The organism is Sorangium sp. So ce363 (genome assembly GCF_051520435.1).
Taxonomy (GTDB): Bacteria; Myxococcota_A; Polyangia; order Polyangiales; family Polyangiaceae; genus Sorangium; species Sorangium cellulosum_B.
Map to the genome: position 1 here is coordinate 4,800,719 of NZ_CP150333.1, position 19,085 is coordinate 4,819,803.

Here is a 19,085-nt window from a genome sequence, read left to right on the forward strand (position 1 = left end):
CTTCCCGCTGGTTCCGCTGAAAGGTGAGGGGATCGCGTGGCGCGCTGGCGACCGATCAGGCCCTGCCGTACGCGGCGGGCAAGCGGCCCCCGAGGGGCGCCGAGCTCATCCAGGGCTCATCCAGCACTCGTCCACTGCTCGTCCGTACGCGAACGCCGCAAAGTATACCACTCAACCCCCGGCTGTGGTGCCGGTCACGGTCACTACCACACGGCGCGCGTGGGGAGAACTACGGTGCTCCCAGACATACAGGGCTTGCCAGGTCCCGAGCGCGAGGCGGCCGCCGGAGATCGGGATCACCTCGCTCGAGCGGGTGATGGCGCTCCTGAGGTGGCCCGGCATGTCGTCGGGGCCCTCGTCGTCGTGCTCGTACTCGCGGCCCTCCGGGGCGAGGCGGGACATCCAGCGCTCCAGGTCGCGGAGGACGGCCGGATCGGCGTTTTCCTGGAGGATGAGGCTCGCGGACGTGTGCTGCAGGAACACGGCGCAGAGCCCGACGTCGACGCCCGCGCCGGCGACGACGCGCGCGACCTCGCGCGTGATGTCGACGAAACCCCGGCCGTTCGTGCGGATCTCGAGCGTGCGCTGGACGATGGTGGTCACCGCGCCATCTTAGCCGCCTTCAGCGCGGGCGCCCGGCACGACGTCGACGATGAGCCCCCAGCTCGTCCATCGCTGGAACCACACGCCGACGCGCTCGGCCAGCGCCGCGCCCGCCCCCTCTCCGCCGCCCGTCGTCTCGTCGCCGCAGGCCTCCGCTCCGTGGGCTCCGGCCGCCACCTCTTCACACGCCGGGACGAGCGGTACGCCCCGCCCGAGCGCTTCGAGGAGGGCGAACGCCGGCGGCTCGAGCTCCTCGAAGCGGATCGTGAGATCGGCGCCGCGGAACACGGCGAGGCGGACGGGGCGGGGCGCGGGCAGCGCGGGCGACCGGCCCTGCTTGAGCTCGCTCCGGAGGACGTGCGCCGGGTGGCCGAGCCGCACCAGCGCGAGCAGCGGGTGAAGGACGATCCTGGCGGTGGACCAGCCGTCCGCCGGCATGCCCGTCACCTTCGCCGGATCGAGCGGAGGGGGCGAGGCGCCGTCGAACAGATCGACGAGGGCGTGCTCGTACCGCGCCACGTCGCGCGCGAGATCCCGCAGGGCAGGGGGGAACCCCTCGTGGGCGCCCGCGAAATCGGCGACGTATCGCCCGAGGTCGCGCAGCGTGAAGCTCGCGGGCGGGTGCGCCGCGAGGTAGGCCCTCGCGAACGCGTCGAAGCCGTCGTCGCCGAGGACGTGCGCCAGCGCGGGGTAGTCCTCGCGGAGCGCGTCCCTGTGCCGCAGCCAGAACTGCCGCCGGTAGATGTCGGCCTGCTCGGCGGGCGCGAGCCGCTCGCTCCCGGCGACGTGCTCGCGGCACAGGCCGGCGAGCTCGGCGTCGTCCGGGAGCGGCGCGCCGGCCGTGAACATGCGGGTGAGCTGGCCCATCAGGGCGGCGAGGCCGGCCGGGGGCGCGGGGTCAGGCGGCGCGCGCACGCGCCACCTCCTGCCGGATCGCCCGCGCCTTCTCCGCCTCGGCGGCGAGGACCTCGAACGAGGGGATGTCGTCGTCCCACTCGATCAGCGTCGAGACGTCGCCGGCGCGGGCGACCGCGCGCCGGTAGAGCGCCCACACGGCGTCGACCACGTGATCGCTGTGGGTGTCGAGGATGTACGCGCCCTGGTGCGTGTGGCCGGCGAGGTGGAACTGCACGATCCGGTGGTGCGGCACGCCGTCGATGTAGGCCTCCGGATCGAAGCCGTGGTTGTACGAGGAGACGTAGACGTTGTTGACGTCGAGCAGGATGCCGCAGTCGGCCTCCTCCGCGACCGCCGAGAGGAACTCCCACTCGCTCATCCGGCTGGCCGTGAAGGTCAGGTAGCTCGACACGTTCTCGAGCGCGAGCCGGACCTCGAGGAAGTCCTGCACCACCCGCGCCCGCGCCGCGACGTGCCGCACGGCCTCGTCGGTGTACGGCAAGGGGAGCAGGTCGTGCAGGTTGATCCCGTGCGCGCCCGTCCAGCACAGGTGATCGCTCACCCAGGGCGAGCCCACCCTGGCGAGCAGCGCCTTCAGCCGGCGCAGGTAGTCGAAATCGAGCGGATCCGTGCTGCCGATCGACAACGAGACGCCGTGCTGGACGAGGCGGTAGCTCGAGAGGACGCGCTCGAGGTTGGCGATCGGCATGCCGCCGTCCACCATGAAGTTCTCGCTGATGATCTCGAACCAGTCGACCGGGGGCCGGTGCTCGAAGATGTGCCGGTAGTGCGGGATGCGCAGCCCGACGCCGACGCCGAGGTCGGGGAGTCCCAGCCGCATCCGTTCGGGGTTCACCATGGTTCACCGCGAGCCTTGCTCAGGGGTGGAGGGATGCGCCGCGGCGCCTCATGGCCCAGCGGATCCGGCGGATCCGCGTCGCATGGCCCGACGGCCCAGCGGATCCGGCGGATCCGCCGGATTCCGCCGGGCCGGGCGCGCCGAACCTACGACGAGCAGTCGGCCGGCTTGCAGCCGCCCTTGCCCTTGCACTCGTTCTGGCCGGCGCACGCGTGGCTGTCGCTCTTGCAGCCGCCCTTGCCCTTGCACTCGTTCTTGCCGGCACAGCACGCCTTCGCGGCGTTCTCCGGCGCCGCGGCCGGAGGCGCATCGGCCGCGGGGGCGGCGCCCGTCTCGGGCGCGGGCGGAGGCGACGAGGCGCAGCCCGCGAGGCCCGCCACCATGCCCGACACCGCCGTCAACGCCAACGTCTTGCCCATGTCGATCGTCATCTGATCCTCCACGCTCGTCTTCGTCGCGATCACCGAGCCCACCGCGCGCCTCGCCAGAATGGCGCGCCCGCACGCTGGAGCCCGTCGGGTCTCGCCGGCCTCTCGACCGCGCTGAGCCCATCGGCTACGCGTCACTACGCCCGGCCGGTTCCACGGTTTCACTTCGGACGCGTTGATTCTTCATTCAACTCCCCGTAAGTGAGCGGGGTTGACCTCCACGCCCACGCGAGCCCCCCCTGCGTGCACGGCGTCCGGCGGCGTAGCCTCTGCGGCTGGGGCGCGCGGCCAGCGTGCAGCGTTCCATGCACGACGTAACTCGCTTCGGACGGCAGGCGCAAGACAAAGCGTCCAGCGCGGCGCGCCGGCGCCGTGGCGTGTCCTCGTCCCCCCGCGCCGCGGGGCGCTCCCCGTGCTCGCGGCGCTCTCGCTGGGGGCGTCCGGCTGCGGGGGGGCTCCGCGCGCGGGGGCCGGCGCGGCGGGTGATGCGGCCTCCGGGCGCGAGCTCCCGGTCGAGGCGATCGCCGCCGAGCTCGAGGCGATGAGCGGCGCGGTCCTCGAAGGGCGGGAAGCGACGTTCCGGGACATCCTGGCCGACGCGATCGCGAAGGACGCGTACCTGTGCCAGCCGGCTCCGCGCCGCGTCTTTTCCGGGGCGCGCGGCGACGTGCCGGAGGGGGAGCGGCGGATCGCCGGGGTGATGCCGCACTACGGCCTCTTCTTCGGCCCGATGAGCTACCTCGTGCGGCGGCGCAGCGGCGCCTGGGAGGTCGACGTGCGGATCGCGGTCGACCCGCCGGAGGGCGCGGGCTGGCTCGAGCTGCCCGACTGCGGGCTCTCCGCCCGGCTCGGGGGCGCGATCGCGTGCCGCGGGACGCCGTATGCGCGCTCGGGATCGACGGACGCCTGCCCGGGCTCCGGCGTGTTCACGGCGAGGGCGACGCCGGCCGCGATCCGCGCGCTGCTCGCGCGCTGGTCGGACGAGGCCGAGGGGTACTGGAACCGCGACGCGCGCGCCTTCGGGCTGCCGGTGCGCTACGACTTCGACTTCGTGCTGGCGGACGAGGCGCGCGCGCGGGCGCTCCGGGTCGACCTCGCGGTGCCGCTCTCTCCGACGTGCGGCAGGACGCCGTACTTCAGCGCGATGCGGGCCGGCTGGTCGCTGCCCGTGCTCGCCCACGAGGTGGGGCACGTGCTCGGGCTGCTCGACGAGTACGAGGCGCTCTCCGGGATCGTCCGCTGCTATCCGAAGACGCCGTTCCCGGGCGCCGAGATCAGCCGGATGGGGCTGTCGATGAAGGAGGAGACGCGGCTCCTGCCGATCCATCACTACCTCGTGCTCCGCCGCTTCTTCTGCCGCGAGCCCGCGTCCATCGACCCGTATGCCGGCGCGATCCGCTGACCCGACGCCGGCGCGATCCGCCGAGCGCTCCACGCGGCCCCGCGCCTGCCGCCGCCTCGCGGCCGCGGCGCTCGCCTACGTCAGCGCCGCGGCGCTCGCGTGGACGGGGCTCGCGGGCTGCCGCTCGGAGCCAGAGCGCGGCGCGGCGGACGCGGGGCCGAGCGCGGCGGACACGGGAATTGGCGCGGCGGACGCGGGGGCCGGGGCGTCGGACGTGGCGCCGCCGCTCGTGGGGGCGCCTCCGGGGCCGAGGGCGCTCGCGCCGCCGGCGGAGCCGCGCTGTCCGCCGGAGATGGTGCGGATCGCGCGCCGGTTCTGCGTCGATCGCTACGAGGCGGTGCTGCTCGACAAGGAGACGGGGCTCGAGATCTCGGCGTTCTATCCTCCGTCGCGCCAGGCGGCCGCGTCCGTCGAGCGTGTGTGGTCGAAGATGCGGCTGCAGCTCGGGGACGACGAGGCGCGCCGCATGGAGCTGCCGCTCCTGCCCGGCTGGCAGAAGCAGCGCGAGTTCGAGCCGCGCGCGGTGTCGCGCAAGGGCGTGCTCCCGCAGGGCTACACGACCGGCGCGCAGGCGGATCTCGCGTGCCGGAACGCGGGCAAGCGGCTCTGCTCGCTCGACGAGTGGCGGACGGCGTGCCGCGGCGAGCGAGACGAGCAGTTCCCGTACGGGCCGACCTACGCGGACGGGCGGTGCAACGTGTTCCGCGAGCACCACCCGGCCGGCGTGCTCCACCGCGACGTGACGCTCGGGCACAGCGATCCTCGGCTCAACCTGGTGCGCGTCGCCGGGGCGCCGCTCTTGCGGCGGACGGGCGAGACCGCGACGTGCGCGAGCGCATGGGAGGACGACGCGGTCGCCGACATGGTGGGCAATCTGGACGAGTGGATCGACGATCCGGAGGGGACGTTCGTCGGCGGGTTCTATGCGCGCGCGACACGCGAGGGGTGCATGGCGCGCGTCGCGTCGCACGACTTCACGTATTTCGACTACTCGACCGGCGTCCGCTGCTGCGCGGATCTGCGCGCGGCCCCGTGAGGGCGCGCTCGAGGCGACACGCAACGCTCTGGTAGCATCGACCGCTGCGGGGAGATCTGCACGCGCCCGTGCGACGCCGCGAGGAGGTACACCGATGCTCGACGCCCGATATCACGTCTACGATTCAGCTGTGCTGGACGCCCCCATCGAAGAGGCGTGGAGAGAGCTCCGAGATATCGTCAAGCTCCTGCCGATCGTCTTCGGTGACGCCGTCAAGGACTACCGCTACGTGGACGGCGGCTCGGCGGAGAAGATCCCGTCGCGCTTCGAGTTCACGCTCCACCCGTCGGGAGACAAGGCCGTGGAGGAGGTGGTCGCGCGATCCGAGACCGAGCACTCCGTCACGTACCGGCTGCTCGGGCAGGTTCTGGGCATCGAGGGGTACATCGCGACGTACCGGCTCCGTCGCATCACGACCGAGCCGGGCAAGACGTTCCTCGAGTGGCCCCGGGAGTTCGGCGTCGCGCCGGGCCAGGAGCCTGAGAAGGTCGTCCCGTCGGTCGCGGCCCTCACCGCGAAGGAGATCGTCGCCATCAAGGAGCACTTCGCGCTGCGCCGCCGCTCCGTGTGATGCACAGCGGCCTCGGCCGAGCGCGCGGGGCCGAGGTGGAGCCCCACGGTTCCGCGAGGGATGGCAGCAGGGGGCCGGAGTCCGATGGCAACCGCTGGAGGGGCCTGCGCCGGGGGGCCTCAACGCATCGCAACCGTTGGGAGGGGCCTGCGCCGGGGGGCCTCAACGGATCGTAACCGTTAGGAAGGGCCTGCGCCGGGGGGCCTCAACGGATCGCAACCGTTGGGAGGGGCCTGCCGCCGGGGGTCTTCAACGGACCGCAACCGTTGGGAGGGGCCTGCCGCCGGGGGTCTTCAACGGATCGAGTGCGCGCGAGGGACCCGCCGCCGGGGGTCTTCAACGGATCGAGTGCGCGCGAGGGACCCGCAGCCGGAGGTCTTCGACGGATCGAGTGCGCGCGAGGGGCCTGCGCCCGGGCGGCAGCAACGGATCGCGTGCGCTGGAGCGGGCGCGAGCGACGGGTCCGCGACGGATCGACTCCGCTGGGGGCGGCCAGGGCTCGGGCCTGCTGGCGCGCGACCACCCGGGTCGTCCGTTCACGACGGCGCATCTCGCCTTCCCGAGCGCACGCCGCCGTGACGAGGGCGCGCTCGAGAGGCCGCGACATCCCCTGATAGCATCGCTCCGCCGCGCATGGCGGTGTCGCGCCTGCGGCATCGGGAGGAGGGAGCCATGATCGACGCGCGTTATCACGTCTACGACTCGGCGGTGCTGGACGCCCCCATCGAGGAGGTCTGGCAAGAGGTCCGCGATATCACGAAGCTCATCCCCGTCGTCTTCGGGGACAACGTCAAGGAGTACGGCTACGTGGAGGGCGGCTCCGCGGAGAAGGTGCCCTCGCGGTTCGCATTCACGCTCGTCTCGGGGGAAAGCTCGCTGGAAGAGGTGGTCGCGCGCTCCGAGACCAAGCACACCGTCACCTACCGGCTCTACGGGCAACTCTTCGGCATCGAACGATACACCGGGACCTACCGGCTCCGGCGCATCACGACCGAGCCGGGTAAGACCTTCCTCGAGTTTCCACGGGAGTTCGGGGTCGCGGCAGGTCACGATCCCGCGCAGGTCGTCCCGACCATCGCCGCGCTCACCGCGAAGGAGGTCGCGGCGATCAAGGCGTACTTCGCGAAGCGCCGCCGCGCTGCGTGATCCTGCCGCCGCGCCGCGAACATCGCGGCACGGCGGCCGCCCGAGCGCACTGCACGCCGGGCGCGCTCAGGTCGTGGGGCGGCCGACCGCGAGGAAGGCCTCCTCGCCCTTCGGGCGCCGCCGGTCGCGCCAGACGAGCGCCGCGGGCAAGACCAGCACGGCCGCGAAGAGGCACGCGAGCTCGCCGATGACCGCGGCGACGCCCAGGCTCCGCACCGCGTAGTTCTGCGAGCGGACCAGGGCGAGGTAGCCCAGCGTCGTGGTGAGGCTGCAGAGGATCACGGCGCCGCCCGTCTCGCGCACCGCGGTCAGCGCGCCGCCGGCGCCCTCCCGCGCGTACCGCTGCACGATGTTCACGGCGTAGTCGACGCCGATGCCGAACGTCAGCGGCAAGGCGATGAAGTTCAGGAAGTTGAGCTTCACGTCCATCAGCACGAGCAACCCCGCCATCCACGAGACGCCGACGAGCAGCGCGCCGAGCACCGCGAACGCCGGGCGGCCGCCGCGGAAGGCGACGAGCACGACGAGGACCGTCGCGGCCAGCGAGAAGAGCACCGCCGGCGGCACGTCGTCGATGACCGCCGCCCACATGTCCGCGTAGATGACCGCGCGCCCCGAGCCGCGCACGACGCTGCCGTCGGGGAGCCGCGTCTCGCGGTACGCGTCCGCCCACCGGAAGAGGTAGTGCGCGTCGTGCACGCTCTCGGGCGTGATCGGGCTGATGTACACGATGCGCCCGCGCGTCCCGTCGGTCTCGGTGAAGGCGCGCGCCACGCCCGCCGGCAGATCGTCGATCCCGAACGGCGCGAGATCGTCCGGCGGGATGACCGCCTGGATGCGGCGCCAGTCCTCGTCGCCCACGAGGCCGCGCTTCCGCGCCCTGAGGACGCGATCCTTGATCTCCTGGAGCAGCGGGAGCTTCGCCGCCTGATCCCGCGGGACCAGATCCTGGAGCGCGTAGATCTCCTTGAACGGCTTCTCGCCCTCGGGCGCCGCGTCGCGCCTCGCGTAGAGCGCGGCGCGGAGCGGCTCGACCTGCTCGGGCCGGTCCACGAGGATCGCCATGCCGTCGGTGCCGACGTAGCCGGTGATCTCCTCCGCGAGCGAGCTCAGGCGGATCTGCGCCGCGCGGGCCCCCTCGTCGTTGCGGAGGTTCTGGAGGTTGTACTCCATCGGATCGGCGCGCACGTAGCTCACCGCGGCGACGAGGCCGGCCGCGGCCAGGGTGAGGCCCGCGAGCGTGAGCGTGACGGGGCTCCGCGACGCGAGCCGCGCGAACGGCGCGCCGAACGCGACGCCGCCCTGGGCGCGCCGCCGCAGCCTGCCGAGCAGGCCCGGCGACTCCTGCTCGAGGGGGACGATCCGGTCCATCACCGCGAGGATGCTCGGCAGCGCGACGAACGTGGCGATCCAGCAGAGCACCATGCCGGCGCTGCCGATGAGGCCGAAGTCATGGAAGCCGCGGAACTCGGTGACGAGCAGCGAGCCGTAGGCGGCCGCGGCCGCGCAGCCGGCCGTGAGCGTGGGCAGCCAGGTCTCGCGGTGGGCGACGCGCACGCCCTCGAGCAGGCTCGCGCCGCCGCGGCGCGCCTCGAGGTAGCGCGCCATGTAGATGATCCCGAAGTTGATCCCGTTGCCGGCGACGATCGAGAAGAGGAACCCGGTCGCCATGTTGAGGTGGCCGAGCGCGAGCTGGGTGGCGCCGAACGTCCAGGCGACGCCGATGCCGATCGTGATCAGCATGGCGACGAGCGTGCGCAGGCGCAGGTAGTAGAGGAACACGACAGCGGCGATGAGCACGGCGCCCGAGACGCCGACGTCGGTCAGGTCCTCGTTGATCGCCGCGTACTCGGCGATGCCGGTCTGAAGATCGCCGGAGAGGCCGTAGGTGATGCCCGGCTCGAACGAGGCGGGGCGCACGCGCTCGACGACCTCGCTCACGCGCCGGATCGCCTCGGAGCCGGCGGCGAAATCGCTGGCGATCACCTTCGAGCGGATGGCGACGACGACGGTCTTGCCGTCCTTCGACTGGTAGTAGCCGTCGGGGTAGCGCCCCGTGTCGACCCCCTGGAGGCCGAGGCTCTGCTCGATCGAGCCGGCGTTGATCTCGGGGGGCGGCTCGTCGTCGTCGAGCAGCGCGCCCGTCGCCTTGTTGACCTCGTAGGCGTAGCGCGCCTCGATGTCGTCCCTGAGCTTGGTGAGCCTGTCGCGGTCGACGTAGAGCCCGGCGCGCGGCGAGAGGAAGCGGTAGGCCTCGTGCACCCCGTCCTCGACGCTGCCGACCCACGGGGGGCCGATCTTCTCGATCTCCGGGACGAGCGCGTCCGCGGCCCGCTGGAGCGCGGCGGTGGGCGTGCCCTCGCCGCCCTGGAGCACGACGAAGAGCGTGGAGACGCCGGCCGTCTTGGCCGCGACCCGGTCGAGCTCCTGCACGCTGGGCCGCGACGCCGGCAGCAGCGACTCGAACCCGGTCAGCACATGGAGCCGCGTCGCCAGGAAGAGGGCGATGACGGTGAGGACCCCGGTCGCGAGCAGCGGCAGCGCCGGCCGCTTCACCTGGAGCTCGGCGAGGCGCGACGCGAGCCCGCCGCCGCGCGACGAGGGCGGCGCGAGGCGGGGAGAGGGCTCGCGGGGAGCTTCACCGGAGCTTTCGTGTGAATCAGGGGAATCAGGGGAAGGAAACGGGCGGGGCGCCGGAGGCGGTGGCATGGGCGGAGCGGACATGAGACGGTGTGTGGTTCCGGGGCGGAAAGGGACGTTGGAAGGACGGTGGAAGCGCCGGGGTGAAAGCGCCGGTGGACCACGTTCTAGGGAACGGGCGCCCCGGAGAACAGCGGTCGTGTGCGGCGCGGCGACGGCGCGCCGCCGAGGTCCAGGTGGCCGCGGAGGCGCGCCGGGCCCGCGGGCGCTCCCACGGCCCCGCTGACCATGATGCGGTGTTCGGGATGCGCAACGACGATCTCGTGCGCCGCCTGATCGGTCACGAGATCGCCCGCCTCGCGGGGCGAAAAAGCGGCACTACAGGGAGCTCGTGGCCGGCTCTCGACGTCATGGCCTCAAGGATGGGCGCCCGGCGTGCCTCCCGTGTCGAGTCCGCTCCCCTACGACGCCTCTCCCGCGGGCCTCGCGCGATCGGAGGGGGCCTGTGAAGCCTTGCTCGCGTCGCGCAAGGGCCAAGGCAGCTAGGGTGTCGCCGGCGGCCAAGCCCGCCGATCGATCGCCTCATGAGGTATACGAACAGGCCCTGGTTCCGCGTGCCACAAATCCCGCCAGGGATCTGTCTCGCAAACGAAGAGAGATTCGACGCAAAGACGCCAAGAGCGCAAAGACGCGAAATACAAAAATCTGTTCTTTTTTGCGTCTTTGCGTCTTTGCGTTGAAAACTCTCTCCGGATCCCGGGCCGGACCTCTGGCGGGCGGAACTAGGGGCCCGGCGGGGTCGTGCCGGCGTCCGCGGCCCCCGCGCGGCGAGGCTTCGCAGCGCCGCCTGAGCCCGCGTCTCGGGGCGCGCCCGCGTCCACCGGCGCGGCGCCCGCGTCTCGGGGCGCGCCCGCGTCCACCGGCGCGGCGCCCGCGTCGGCCTCGGCGCCCGCGTCCGGCGGCGGCTGGTCGGGTGCCGCGGGGGGCGCGGGCGGCGGGGGCGCTGGCGGGAGCTCGCTCTCCCAGCACTCCGGCTTCGGGGGCGCCGCGAAGTGGACCGCGCGCGACGCGGCGTCGCCCTTCCGGGTGACGAGCTTGTCGGTCTTGTACACGGTCGCGTTGCCGCACGCGTACTCCGCGGCGTCCTTCGACTCGCGCGCCACCACGCGCGTCCGGGGCGCGCGCTGGTTCTCGCACTGGGCCCACTCGATCTCGTACTCGGCGTCCTCGTCGGAGAGGAGGATCCGGCTCGGCGGATCGTCCTTGGACCGGCGCCCGGTGAGCGTCGTCCGGGTGATCGGCTCCTTGCCCTCGCGCACCGTCAGCGTGACCGGGAAGCGAAGGCTCCCGCGCATGTGCGCGCGCGTCGCGCCGATCTCGAAATCGGGGCAGATCGGCTCCCCGTCGATCGGGGACGGCACGGGCGGGCCGCCGCACGCGGCGCTGGCGAGGAAGCTGCCGAGGAAGAAGACGGCGAGGGGTCGGGCTCCGGGGCGGAGGTTCACGACGGGATTAGTCGTTTCCCCGGGTCCGCGCGTCAAGCGATCTTGGTCTTGCCCAGCTTCAGCACCCGATCGAAGTGCTCCTTCGAGACGGGCACCACGCTGAGCCGCGACCGCTTCAAGAGCGAGATCTCGGCCAGCGACTCGTCGCCGCGGATCGTGTCGAGGCTCACCTGCACCTTGAGCGGCGCGACCGGCTCGATGTCCACCACGCTCCAGTCCTCGTCGGCGTCGGCCGTCGGATCCGGGTACGCTTCGCGCTTGACGCGCGCAACGCCCGCGACCGCCTTGCCCTCGCTCGAGTGATAGAAGAGCACGAGATCCCCCTGCTTCATGGCCCGCATGTTGTTGCGGGCCTCGAAGTTCCGGACGCCGTCCCACATCGTCTGGCCGTCGCGCACGAGCTGCGCGAACGAATATTTCTGCGGCTCGCTCTTCATCAGCCAGTAACGGCGAGACATGCACGATCTCCAGGGCAGGCGCGAGGGCGGCGCCGGCCTCGCCGTCGCGCTCTCATCCTCGACGGACAGCCCGTCGATTTGACCGGCTACCCTAGCACCGCCCGTTCAGTCGGTGATCACGATCTTGGCGCCGTCCGGCGTTCGACGCGCGATCTCGTCAATCTCGTCGTCGTCGAGGGCGATGCAGCCGAGCGTCCAGTCGCTCTCCTTGTGCACGCCGGCGAGCTGTCGCCCACCGCCGCTTCCGACGCCGTGGATGCCGATGCTGTGCCCGACGCCGCGGCCCGGCGGGACCTCGCCGCGCCGCTTGAGCTCGGCGAAGCGCGCGCGATCTTCCTCGTTCGGGTAGCTGACGATCAGGAACCGATGGAACAGGCCGTTGATGCGGCCCGCGACGCGGTACGTGCCGACGGGGGTGCGCCTGTCGCCCTCGTAGCGCTTCGGCCCCGGCCCGCCCGGCCCGAGGGCGACCCGGTAGGACCGGACGATCTTGCCACCCGCGACGAGATCGAGCGTGTGCTCGCTCTTGTCGATCCGGATCTCGGTGACCGGCGGGGCACCGCCCTGGGCGGCGGTCAGGGAGGGGACCGTGTGGGTGAGGGAAGCGGCGAGCAACGCCGCGGCGAGGACAAGAGGGGGCCTGAGGAGCATGCCCGACCGTCGGCGCCGGGCTGGAGAGTGTGACGCCCGGTCGAGGCCTGCAGTATTCTCGATCGGGCGCGTCACACTCCGCGGCCGCGGCGCGATGCAGGGTCGATGAGCACGCCGATGACCACCGAGGACCGCAGCCCCGCGACGAACCCCCTGGCAGAGCCGGGGCTCCGCCGAGCCCTCGAGGATTTCGTGCGGCGGCGCGTCCCGAGCGGCGAGGTCGACGACGTGGTGCAGACGGTTCTCTGCGACGCGCTCGCGTCGCCGGGGCGCCCGGCCGACCCGACGGAGCTCCGGCGCTGGCTCCTCGGGATCGCGCGCCACAAGGTGGCCGACCACCACCGGCGCTCGGCGCGGGAGGCCGCGACGGAGCTGCCCGACCTGCCGGTCGGACCGCCGCCCGTCGAGGCGCGCGAGCTGGCGCGCTGGGCGGAAGAGCAGGCCTCCGCGAGCCGCGACGCCCGGCAGACGCTGTCGTGGATGGCCCGGGAAGGGGAAGGCGAGAAGCTCGAGAGCATCGCCGCCGAGGAGCAGGTGCCCGCCGCCCGGGTGCGGCAGCGCGTGTCGCGGATGCGGCGATGGATGCGGGAGCGCTGGATGGCCGAGCTCGCCGCGGTCGCGGCGCTGGCCATCCTCGCGATCCTCGTCGCCCGGCTCCTGCGATCGACGAGCGACGCGCCCGTGATCGCGCCCCTGCCCGAGCCGCAGCCGAGCGCGCCGCCCGACGGGCCTTCGCCGCCCATCGCGCCGCCCTCGCCGCTCGACGCGCTGGAGCGCGCGCGGTCGCTGCGGGCCGAGGCGCTGCGCGCCTGCGACGAGGCGGCCTTCCGCCGGTGCCTGGACCAGCTCGACGAGGCGGATCGGCTCGACCCGGCGGGCCGCGACGCGCCCGAGGTCGCCGCGGCGCGCGAGCGCGCGCTCGAGGCGCTCCGCGCGCCGACGGAGAAGGCCCCGGCGCCCGTCAACGAGAAGCTCGACAAGAAGGACGAGAGCAACTCTCGCCCCGCGCCGACGCCTCGCCCGAAGGTGGCGCCGCCGCCCGTACAGAAGCCTACCTCGTCGGTGCCCGCGGAGCAGATGCTCAAGGAACAGATGCTCAAGTCGAGGAAAGCAGCGCCGAAATCGAAGGTCGACGAGATGGATTTCCCGTCGGGGAAACTCTAGCTGCTCGCGCCAAGGGGCGAACGACGCGCCGAGATCGAGCCGAACTCGACGGCTCGCCGTCGCCTCCGGAGCGGGGGGCCGACGCGCTGCCGAGGGGGAGCGGCGCGCGCCGCCGTACGAATCCATCTCGCAGTTTCCGGCGTAGTCGTCTAAACACGCTGGCGCTCGGCGCCATCAACGACGCCAAGGAGAGGAGCCCAGGAGATGCGAACGACGAGATGGCTTGGAATGGCATTCGCAGTGTCCCTGCTCGCGGCGAGCGCCGGCTGCGCGGTTGAGCCCCAGCAGCAGACCGCGAAGGCGCCGGCACCGCCGCCCGCGCCGCCGCCGCCTGCGCCGCCTGCGCCGCCCCCTGACGCGGACGCGGACGGGGTGCTCGACGACGGCGCTGACAAGTGCGTCGCCGAGAAAGAGGACGGCCTGCCGCCCGACGCCAAGGACGGTTGCAAGTCGACCGACCCGGACGGAGACGGCTTCGCGGCCGAGGCCGACAAGTGCCCGACCGAGGCCGAGGTCAAGAACAACTACAAGGACGACGACGGTTGTCCGGACGTCCCGCGGGTCGCGCTGCTCGGCAACGAGGTGAAGCTCAACGAGAAGATCGCCTTTGCCGCCGGCAAGCCCGATATCGAGCCCGCGTCGCAGGAGCTCCTCGCGAACATCGCGCAGGTCCTCAAGGACCATCCGGAGATCCAGTTCGTCGAGGTCGCGGCCTACTCCGAGAAGCTCGCCAACGACGCCGCCTCCGTGACGCTCACGAAGAAGCGCGCCGAGGCGGTGGTGAAGGCGCTCACCGCGCTCGGGGTCGAGAAGAACCGCGTGCGGGCCGCCGGCTACGGGGCGCACTGCGCGACCGATCCGGGCGAGACCGAGGAGGCGAAGGAGAAGAACCGCCGCGTCGAGATCAAGATCATGCGGCTCGACGGCAAGGACACCGGCGTCGAGCTCGCCTGCGCCGCGGTCGCCACCAAGGGCCTCAAGCCGGCCGGCGTGCCCGCGACCGCGCCGAAGGGCGCCGCGAAGGCCTCCGACGCGAAGCCGGTGGACCCGAAGGCCGCCGCCAAGCCCGCGGACGCGAAGCCCGCCGCTGCGCCTGCCGCACCGGCGCCCGCCGCCGCGCCGCCGGCTGCAGCGCAGCCCGCCGCCGCCGCGCCTGCCCCCGCCGCGCCCGCCGCGGCGAAGCCCGCGGACACGAAGCCGGCCGGGGCGAAGCCCGCGGACACGAAGCCGGCCGAGACGAAGCCTGCCAGCGTGAAGTAGGCGCTCGGCGCCGCGCAAGCGGGCAGGCTAGCGAGCCTGTCCGCGCGCGGCGGCGAGCAGGCTCGCGAGCGCCTCGCGCGCGGCCTGCCGGCGCTGCGGCTCGGGCAGCGCGCCCGGGCGCAGGCGCTGGATCTCGGCGCACAGCGCGGCGCGATCGCCGGCGAGAGGCGCGCCGCACGGCGCGTCGCGCGCGCCGTCGCCGGGGGCGTCGCGCGGCGCAGGCTCGCCAGCGAGCACGGCCGCAGCGGCCTCGATGAGGCGCGCGGTCGCCGCCGCGCCTTCGTCCTCGCCCCGGAAGCGACCCACGAAGTCGGGCTGCTTCGAGAGCCGCGAGAGGACGTCCCAGCGCTGCTCGCGCACGGCGAGCTCCGTCGCGAAGAGCACGACCTTCAGGTTGCGGCCGAGGTCGGGGAGGGAGCGCGTCTCGCCGTCGAGCGCCATCAGGTCGTCGACGACGCTCGCGTCGAGCGCCGCGGCCGCGCAGCGCACCGCGACGCTGAGCAGATCCGCGCGCAGGGCTGGGCCGAGCGAGGGAGCGCGGCCGAGCGCACGCGCGGCGGCGAGCACGACCGGGCCGCAGTGCCCCTCGCGGCGCTGCCGCGCCAGCATCACGCCGGCGTCGTAGAGCCGGCCGCTCTGCCGCAGCGCCTCCACGGCGGCCGTGAACGCGTCGGGGTCGTACGTCCCCCGCTCCGCCGCCGTGAGGAAGCCGTCGAGGCTGCGCAGGGCAGGGCACGCGGCCGCGCTGCCCGCGCGCGCCCGTCGTTGGAGGTGCGGCAGCTTGCCGAGGACGTCGGCGATGCGCAGCGAGAGCGCGAGCGGGTAGGCGTCGCAGGCGGGCTCCTCGTAGCCGCCGAGCTCGACCCTGGCCTCGGTGCACGCGAGCGGCCTGGCGACCGCGGCGAGCGAGCGCGCGGTCCTCGCGACGAGCGGGTCGAGCCCCTGGACCGCGGCGAGGCCGGTCGGGAGCGGATCGAGGAGCGCCGCGACCGCGGCGTCGTCTGCGTCCGGCGGCAGGAGGCCGCGGACGAGCGTCCAGAGGTCGCCGGCGAGGAAGGGGTGACCGGCCTCGGCCGCGAGCTGGGCGTCGATCGCCAGCAGCGCGCGGGCGTCCCGGCCCCAGGCGAGCGGCTGGTCCGGGCGCAGCGCCCGCCGCCCGAGCCGGAGGCCGAACGAGAGCGCGGCGATGGCCCGGCGCGCCGCGGCGGTGCCGCGCTCGGCGTCGCCCTCGAGGAAGTGGTAGGCGGCCGCGAGCGCCGCGGCGCTGACGTACGCACGCGCCGCGTCCTCGTCGCTCCGGGGCGAGCCCTCGGGCGCGAGCGCCGCGGCGAGGGAGCCCTCGGGCTCGCCGCGGGTGCGGAGGCCGAGGCCGAGCTGGAAGCCGTTCGCCCCTTCGAGGAGCCCGGCGCCGTACGAGACGTCGAAGCTGAGCGAGAAGACGCGGGTCGCGGTCTTCTCCTCGTAGCGGTAGGTCATGCGCGGCACGCGCAGGCCGCGGGCGTCGGCGGCGGCGAGGACGCGGTCGAGGGCGTCGCGCGCCTCGGCGCGCCGGCCGCCGGCGAAGTCGCGCACGGCGCCGACGAGGGCGAGCACGTCGCCGGTGTCGGCCGCCTGGCAGGCGTCGTCCGACGCCTTGCTCATGGCGGCAGCGTACGCCGACGGATCCGGGGCAATGCCGGCCCGGGCCTTCGCGATCTCGCCGAGGTACGAGAGCGCCCAGGCGACCCGGCTGCCGCTGTCGTTCGCGAGCGCGATGGCGTCGGGCGACGGCGGCCCGCCCAGCACGGCGGCGCCGAGGAGCGAGGCGAGCAGCGCGAGGTCGGCCTGGTCGCGCAGCCCGAGGGCCGAGAACGCGCGGGCGTAGCCGACGAACAGGCCCCGCAGATCGCCGCCGCCGTCGCGCGCGGCGGGGAGCGACGCGAGCGCGTCGAGCAGCGCGCCGCCGGCGGGGCCTCGTCCGACGCCGCCACTCCGCGCCGGATCGTCGCGGAACGCCGCGGAGAGCCCGCGGAGCACCCGGCCGAGCGGGGCGCCGCTCCGCTCGGCGAAGCGCTCCGCGGTGGACGACTCGAGGAGCGCGCGGGCGAGCGCGTAGCCGCCGGTGAGCGCGTCGGCGAGGTCATGGTCGACCCAGCCGGAGAGGCCCGCGGCGACGGCGGCCTCGGCGTCCGCGGCCGGCAGGGTGAAGCGCGGCGGAGCGACGCGCGCCGGCGCGCCGGCGGCGCGCGGCGGCGCCGAGAGGAGATCGATGGCGTCGGAGAGGAGCGTCACGAGGAGCCGCGCCCGGCGCGCCCACGGGCCGTCGCCCTGCCGGTACCGCGGCGCGAGCAGGATCCGCCGGCGGACGTCGCCGAGCCGCGCGAGGGCGCGGCGGGCCTCGGGGCTCGGCCCGCGCCCGGCGGCGCAGGCGGCCCCGGCCGGCGGCGGCTTGCGCGAGCGCTCGGTGAGCAGCACGGCGAGGACGCCGTCGGCCAGCGCGGTGACGTCCTCGACGAGCTCGGGCGGGGGCGCCTCCGCGGCGTTGGCCGCGCCGGCGCCGGCCTCGGCATCGCGCGCCGCGAGCCCCGCGACGGCGCGCCGGAGCGCGTCGCGCGCCTGCCGGCGCTCCGGGGGGAGCCTGGCTGCGCCGGTCGCCTGCGGATCCAGCGCGCCGGCGGCGCCGAGCGCGGCGTAGCGGGAGAGGCTCGCGGCGAGCGCCGCGAGGCCGGGGTAGGGCAGCGCCGGGGCGGGCGCGAGCGCGCGCTCGATCTGCGCGGACGAGAACGCGAGATCCGGCGCCTGACCGGAGGCGAGCCGGTACAGCGCGTCGGCGGCGTAGAGGCCGGCGACGCCCCATCCAGCCTGCTCGGTGAGCTCGCCGCGGAGCTTGGCGGTGAGCGCGCCCTGCAGGGCGAGGAAGTGCGGGGGCTGCACCTCGGGCGGGTACGCCATGCCCGCGAAGACGCCGGCGAGCGCCGCGCCGAGGACGGCCTCCGGGTCGTGCGCCTCGGCCATGCGGCGCTGCACGGCGATCTGCGTGAGGTCGACGATGGCGTCGCGGAGGGGCTCGTCGGCGAGCACCCCGGGGCTGTAGGCGAGGGGGATCAGCGCGAGCGCGCGGTAGCGGCGCGGCTCGGCCTCCGCGAGGGCGCGCAGCGCGGCGAGGTGCGCGAGGCCGAGCTCGGTGGCGCGGCGGTGGACGGCGCTGCCCGCGCTGCCTGCCTGGCTCGCGGCGGGCGTGGGGCTGCGCTCGTGGAGCAGGGCGGGCGCGTGGGCCCACGCGGTGCTCGTTTGCTCGACGGCGCGGACGAGCGCCTCGTAGCGCGGCAGCCACGCGTCGAGCGGGAGGCGTCGTCCCGGCGCCGCCGCGGTGCTCACGGGCGCAGCGGCAGGGTCGCCCGGGGCGAGGGCGCCGGCGAGCGCCGCGGCGAACACGAGGTCGCGCGGGCCTTCCATGGGGGGCGCGACGTCCCGGCCGCAGCCGGGGGCCTTGCCGAGCAGGTCGTCGAGCGCGGCGCGCCGGTCCGCGGGGACGGCCCGCAGCACGGCCGCGCCGCGGGCGCGCCACGCGGCGCGGCCGTCCCGGGCCGTGCGCACGCGGAGGAGGTCGCCGTAAGGCGTGTCGCCCGGCGCGGGCGGCGGGTCCAGCCGGGGGGCCGAGGGCGCGAAGGGAGCGTCGTCCTCGGCCTCCTCGAGCGCGACCCCGGCGGTCGCGAGCAGCTGCAGCGCGTAGCGGCCGCGCAGGACCGGCTCGTCGTTCGGGTCGCGCCCCTTCACCGCGGCCGCGAGGGCGTCGGCCGCGGCCGCGGCCTCGACGTAGCGGAAGCGGCCGGCGGCGCCGAAGGCGCGGCGGACGAGCGCGGCGAGCGCGATGTCGTCCGCGACCCGCGAGAGCGACGCGTCGCCGCGCGTGATCGGCGCGAGGCCGGCCATGAACGGCGCGAGCGGATCGGCCGGAAAGAGCTGGACGGCTCCATGGCGGGCGCGCGCGTGGACGAGGTGCTCGTACCCGACGGCCTCGCCGATCGCGAGGAGCAGCGCGTCGGCGGCGAGGGCCCCAGGGGGCGGCAGCGGCGCGGCGCGGATCCATTTCGCCTCCGCCGCGGCCGCAGGCGCTCGCGCCGCGGCCGTGGCCTCCGCGCCCGCCTCGACGACGACCGCGGCCCGCGGCCCGCGCCCGCCGCGCCGGTCGAGGTCGCGGAGCAAGAGCGCCCAGGGGTCGTCGGCGTCCCGGGCGGCGCGGGCCGCGACGTAGCCGAGGGCGAGCTCGCGCGGCGGCCGGCCCTCCGCGAGCGCCGCGGCGAGGGCGCGCTCGCACGCGTCGAGGTGCGCAGGATCGCACTGGGCGGCCTGTGCGGGCGTGGCGCCCGGGGAGGCCGCGCCGCCGCAGCCAGCGGCGAGCAGCGCGAGGAGCAGCGCGGAGCAGAGCGGGAGAGCGCGCGGCGAGGAGGACACGCGATCGTGCAGCATGGCGCGCGCGCGACCT

General features: G+C 74.6%; 15 protein-coding genes. 6 read left to right on the forward strand and 9 right to left on the reverse strand.

Going from position 1 to position 19,085, the window contains the following annotated elements; translation table 11 throughout:
- Positions 1-171: 171 nt before the first annotated feature.
- From WMF12_RS18270 to WMF12_RS18285, 4 genes are all read right to left on the reverse strand, one after another.
- A complete protein-coding gene (locus WMF12_RS18270) occupies positions 172-603 on the reverse strand; it encodes a secondary thiamine-phosphate synthase enzyme YjbQ (protein ID WP_437872837.1) in 432 nt (143 codons plus the stop codon).
- 9 nt (positions 604-612) lie between these two features.
- The gene (locus WMF12_RS18275; RefSeq protein ID WP_437872838.1) at positions 613-1,518 is read right to left on the reverse strand and encodes an HvfC/BufC family peptide modification chaperone; all 906 of its coding nucleotides are present in this window, start codon (positions 1,516-1,518) and stop codon (positions 613-615) included.
- A complete protein-coding gene (gene bufB / locus WMF12_RS18280; protein WP_437872839.1) occupies positions 1,502-2,359 on the reverse strand; it encodes an MNIO family bufferin maturase in 858 nt (285 codons plus the stop codon). Before bufB ends, WMF12_RS18275 begins: the two co-directional genes overlap by 17 nt.
- A 146-nt stretch (positions 2,360-2,505) precedes the next feature.
- Positions 2,506-2,832: a hypothetical protein gene (locus tag WMF12_RS18285; RefSeq protein WP_437872840.1), complete on the reverse strand. Its 327-nt coding sequence runs from the start codon at positions 2,830-2,832 to the stop codon at positions 2,506-2,508.
- Positions 2,833-3,199: 367 nt separating this feature from the next.
- Between WMF12_RS18285 and WMF12_RS18290 the strand changes: the two genes are divergently transcribed.
- The 4 genes from WMF12_RS18290 (at position 3,200) to WMF12_RS18305 (ending at position 6,942) form a co-directional block, all read left to right on the forward strand.
- Complete coding sequence (locus tag WMF12_RS18290; protein WP_437872841.1) at positions 3,200-4,189, forward strand: hypothetical protein; 990 nt, start codon at positions 3,200-3,202, stop codon at positions 4,187-4,189.
- Positions 4,170-5,225, forward strand: coding sequence for a hypothetical protein (locus tag WMF12_RS18295; protein WP_437872842.1), 1,056 nt, complete (start codon positions 4,170-4,172; stop codon positions 5,223-5,225). The genes WMF12_RS18290 and WMF12_RS18295 overlap by 20 nt, the downstream gene beginning before the upstream one ends.
- Before the next feature lie 94 nt (positions 5,226-5,319).
- Positions 5,320-5,796 (forward strand): SRPBCC family protein, encoded by a 477-nt coding sequence (locus WMF12_RS18300; protein ID WP_437872843.1) that lies wholly within the window; start codon positions 5,320-5,322, stop codon positions 5,794-5,796.
- Positions 5,797-6,468: 672 nt separating this feature from the next.
- On the forward strand, positions 6,469-6,942 hold the full coding sequence (locus WMF12_RS18305) for an SRPBCC family protein (protein WP_437872844.1): 474 nt from the start codon (positions 6,469-6,471) through the stop codon (positions 6,940-6,942).
- A gap of 66 nt (positions 6,943-7,008) precedes the next feature.
- On the opposite strand, the gene WMF12_RS18310 is transcribed toward WMF12_RS18305, so the two are convergent.
- The 4 genes from WMF12_RS18310 to WMF12_RS18325 all read right to left on the reverse strand — a co-directional run bounded on the left by WMF12_RS18310 (position 7,009) and on the right by WMF12_RS18325 (position 12,196).
- Positions 7,009-9,498: an efflux RND transporter permease subunit gene (locus WMF12_RS18310; RefSeq protein ID WP_437872845.1), complete on the reverse strand. Its 2,490-nt coding sequence runs from the start codon at positions 9,496-9,498 to the stop codon at positions 7,009-7,011.
- Between the two features lie 866 nt (positions 9,499-10,364).
- A complete protein-coding gene (locus tag WMF12_RS18315) occupies positions 10,365-11,087 on the reverse strand; it encodes a hypothetical protein (RefSeq protein ID WP_437746938.1) in 723 nt (240 codons plus the stop codon).
- Positions 11,088-11,119: 32 nt separating this feature from the next.
- Positions 11,120-11,545, reverse strand: coding sequence for an EVE domain-containing protein (locus WMF12_RS18320; RefSeq protein ID WP_437746939.1), 426 nt, complete (start codon positions 11,543-11,545; stop codon positions 11,120-11,122).
- 105 nt (positions 11,546-11,650) lie between these two features.
- Entirely contained in the window at positions 11,651-12,196 is a 546-nt protein-coding gene (locus WMF12_RS18325) for a L,D-transpeptidase family protein (RefSeq protein ID WP_437746940.1), read from the reverse strand.
- 105 nt (positions 12,197-12,301) lie between these two features.
- On the opposite strand from WMF12_RS18325, the gene WMF12_RS18330 reads away from it, so the two are divergent.
- The gene (locus WMF12_RS18330; protein WP_437872846.1) at positions 12,302-13,360 is read left to right on the forward strand and encodes an RNA polymerase sigma factor; all 1,059 of its coding nucleotides are present in this window, start codon (positions 12,302-12,304) and stop codon (positions 13,358-13,360) included.
- A gap of 228 nt (positions 13,361-13,588) precedes the next feature.
- Complete coding sequence (locus WMF12_RS18335; protein WP_437872847.1) at positions 13,589-14,620, forward strand: OmpA family protein; 1,032 nt, start codon at positions 13,589-13,591, stop codon at positions 14,618-14,620.
- Positions 14,621-14,647: 27 nt separating this feature from the next.
- On the opposite strand, the gene WMF12_RS18340 is transcribed toward WMF12_RS18335, so the two are convergent.
- On the reverse strand, positions 14,648-19,069 hold the full coding sequence (locus WMF12_RS18340) for a hypothetical protein (RefSeq protein WP_437872848.1): 4,422 nt from the start codon (positions 19,067-19,069) through the stop codon (positions 14,648-14,650).
- Positions 19,070-19,085 lie beyond the last annotated feature (16 nt).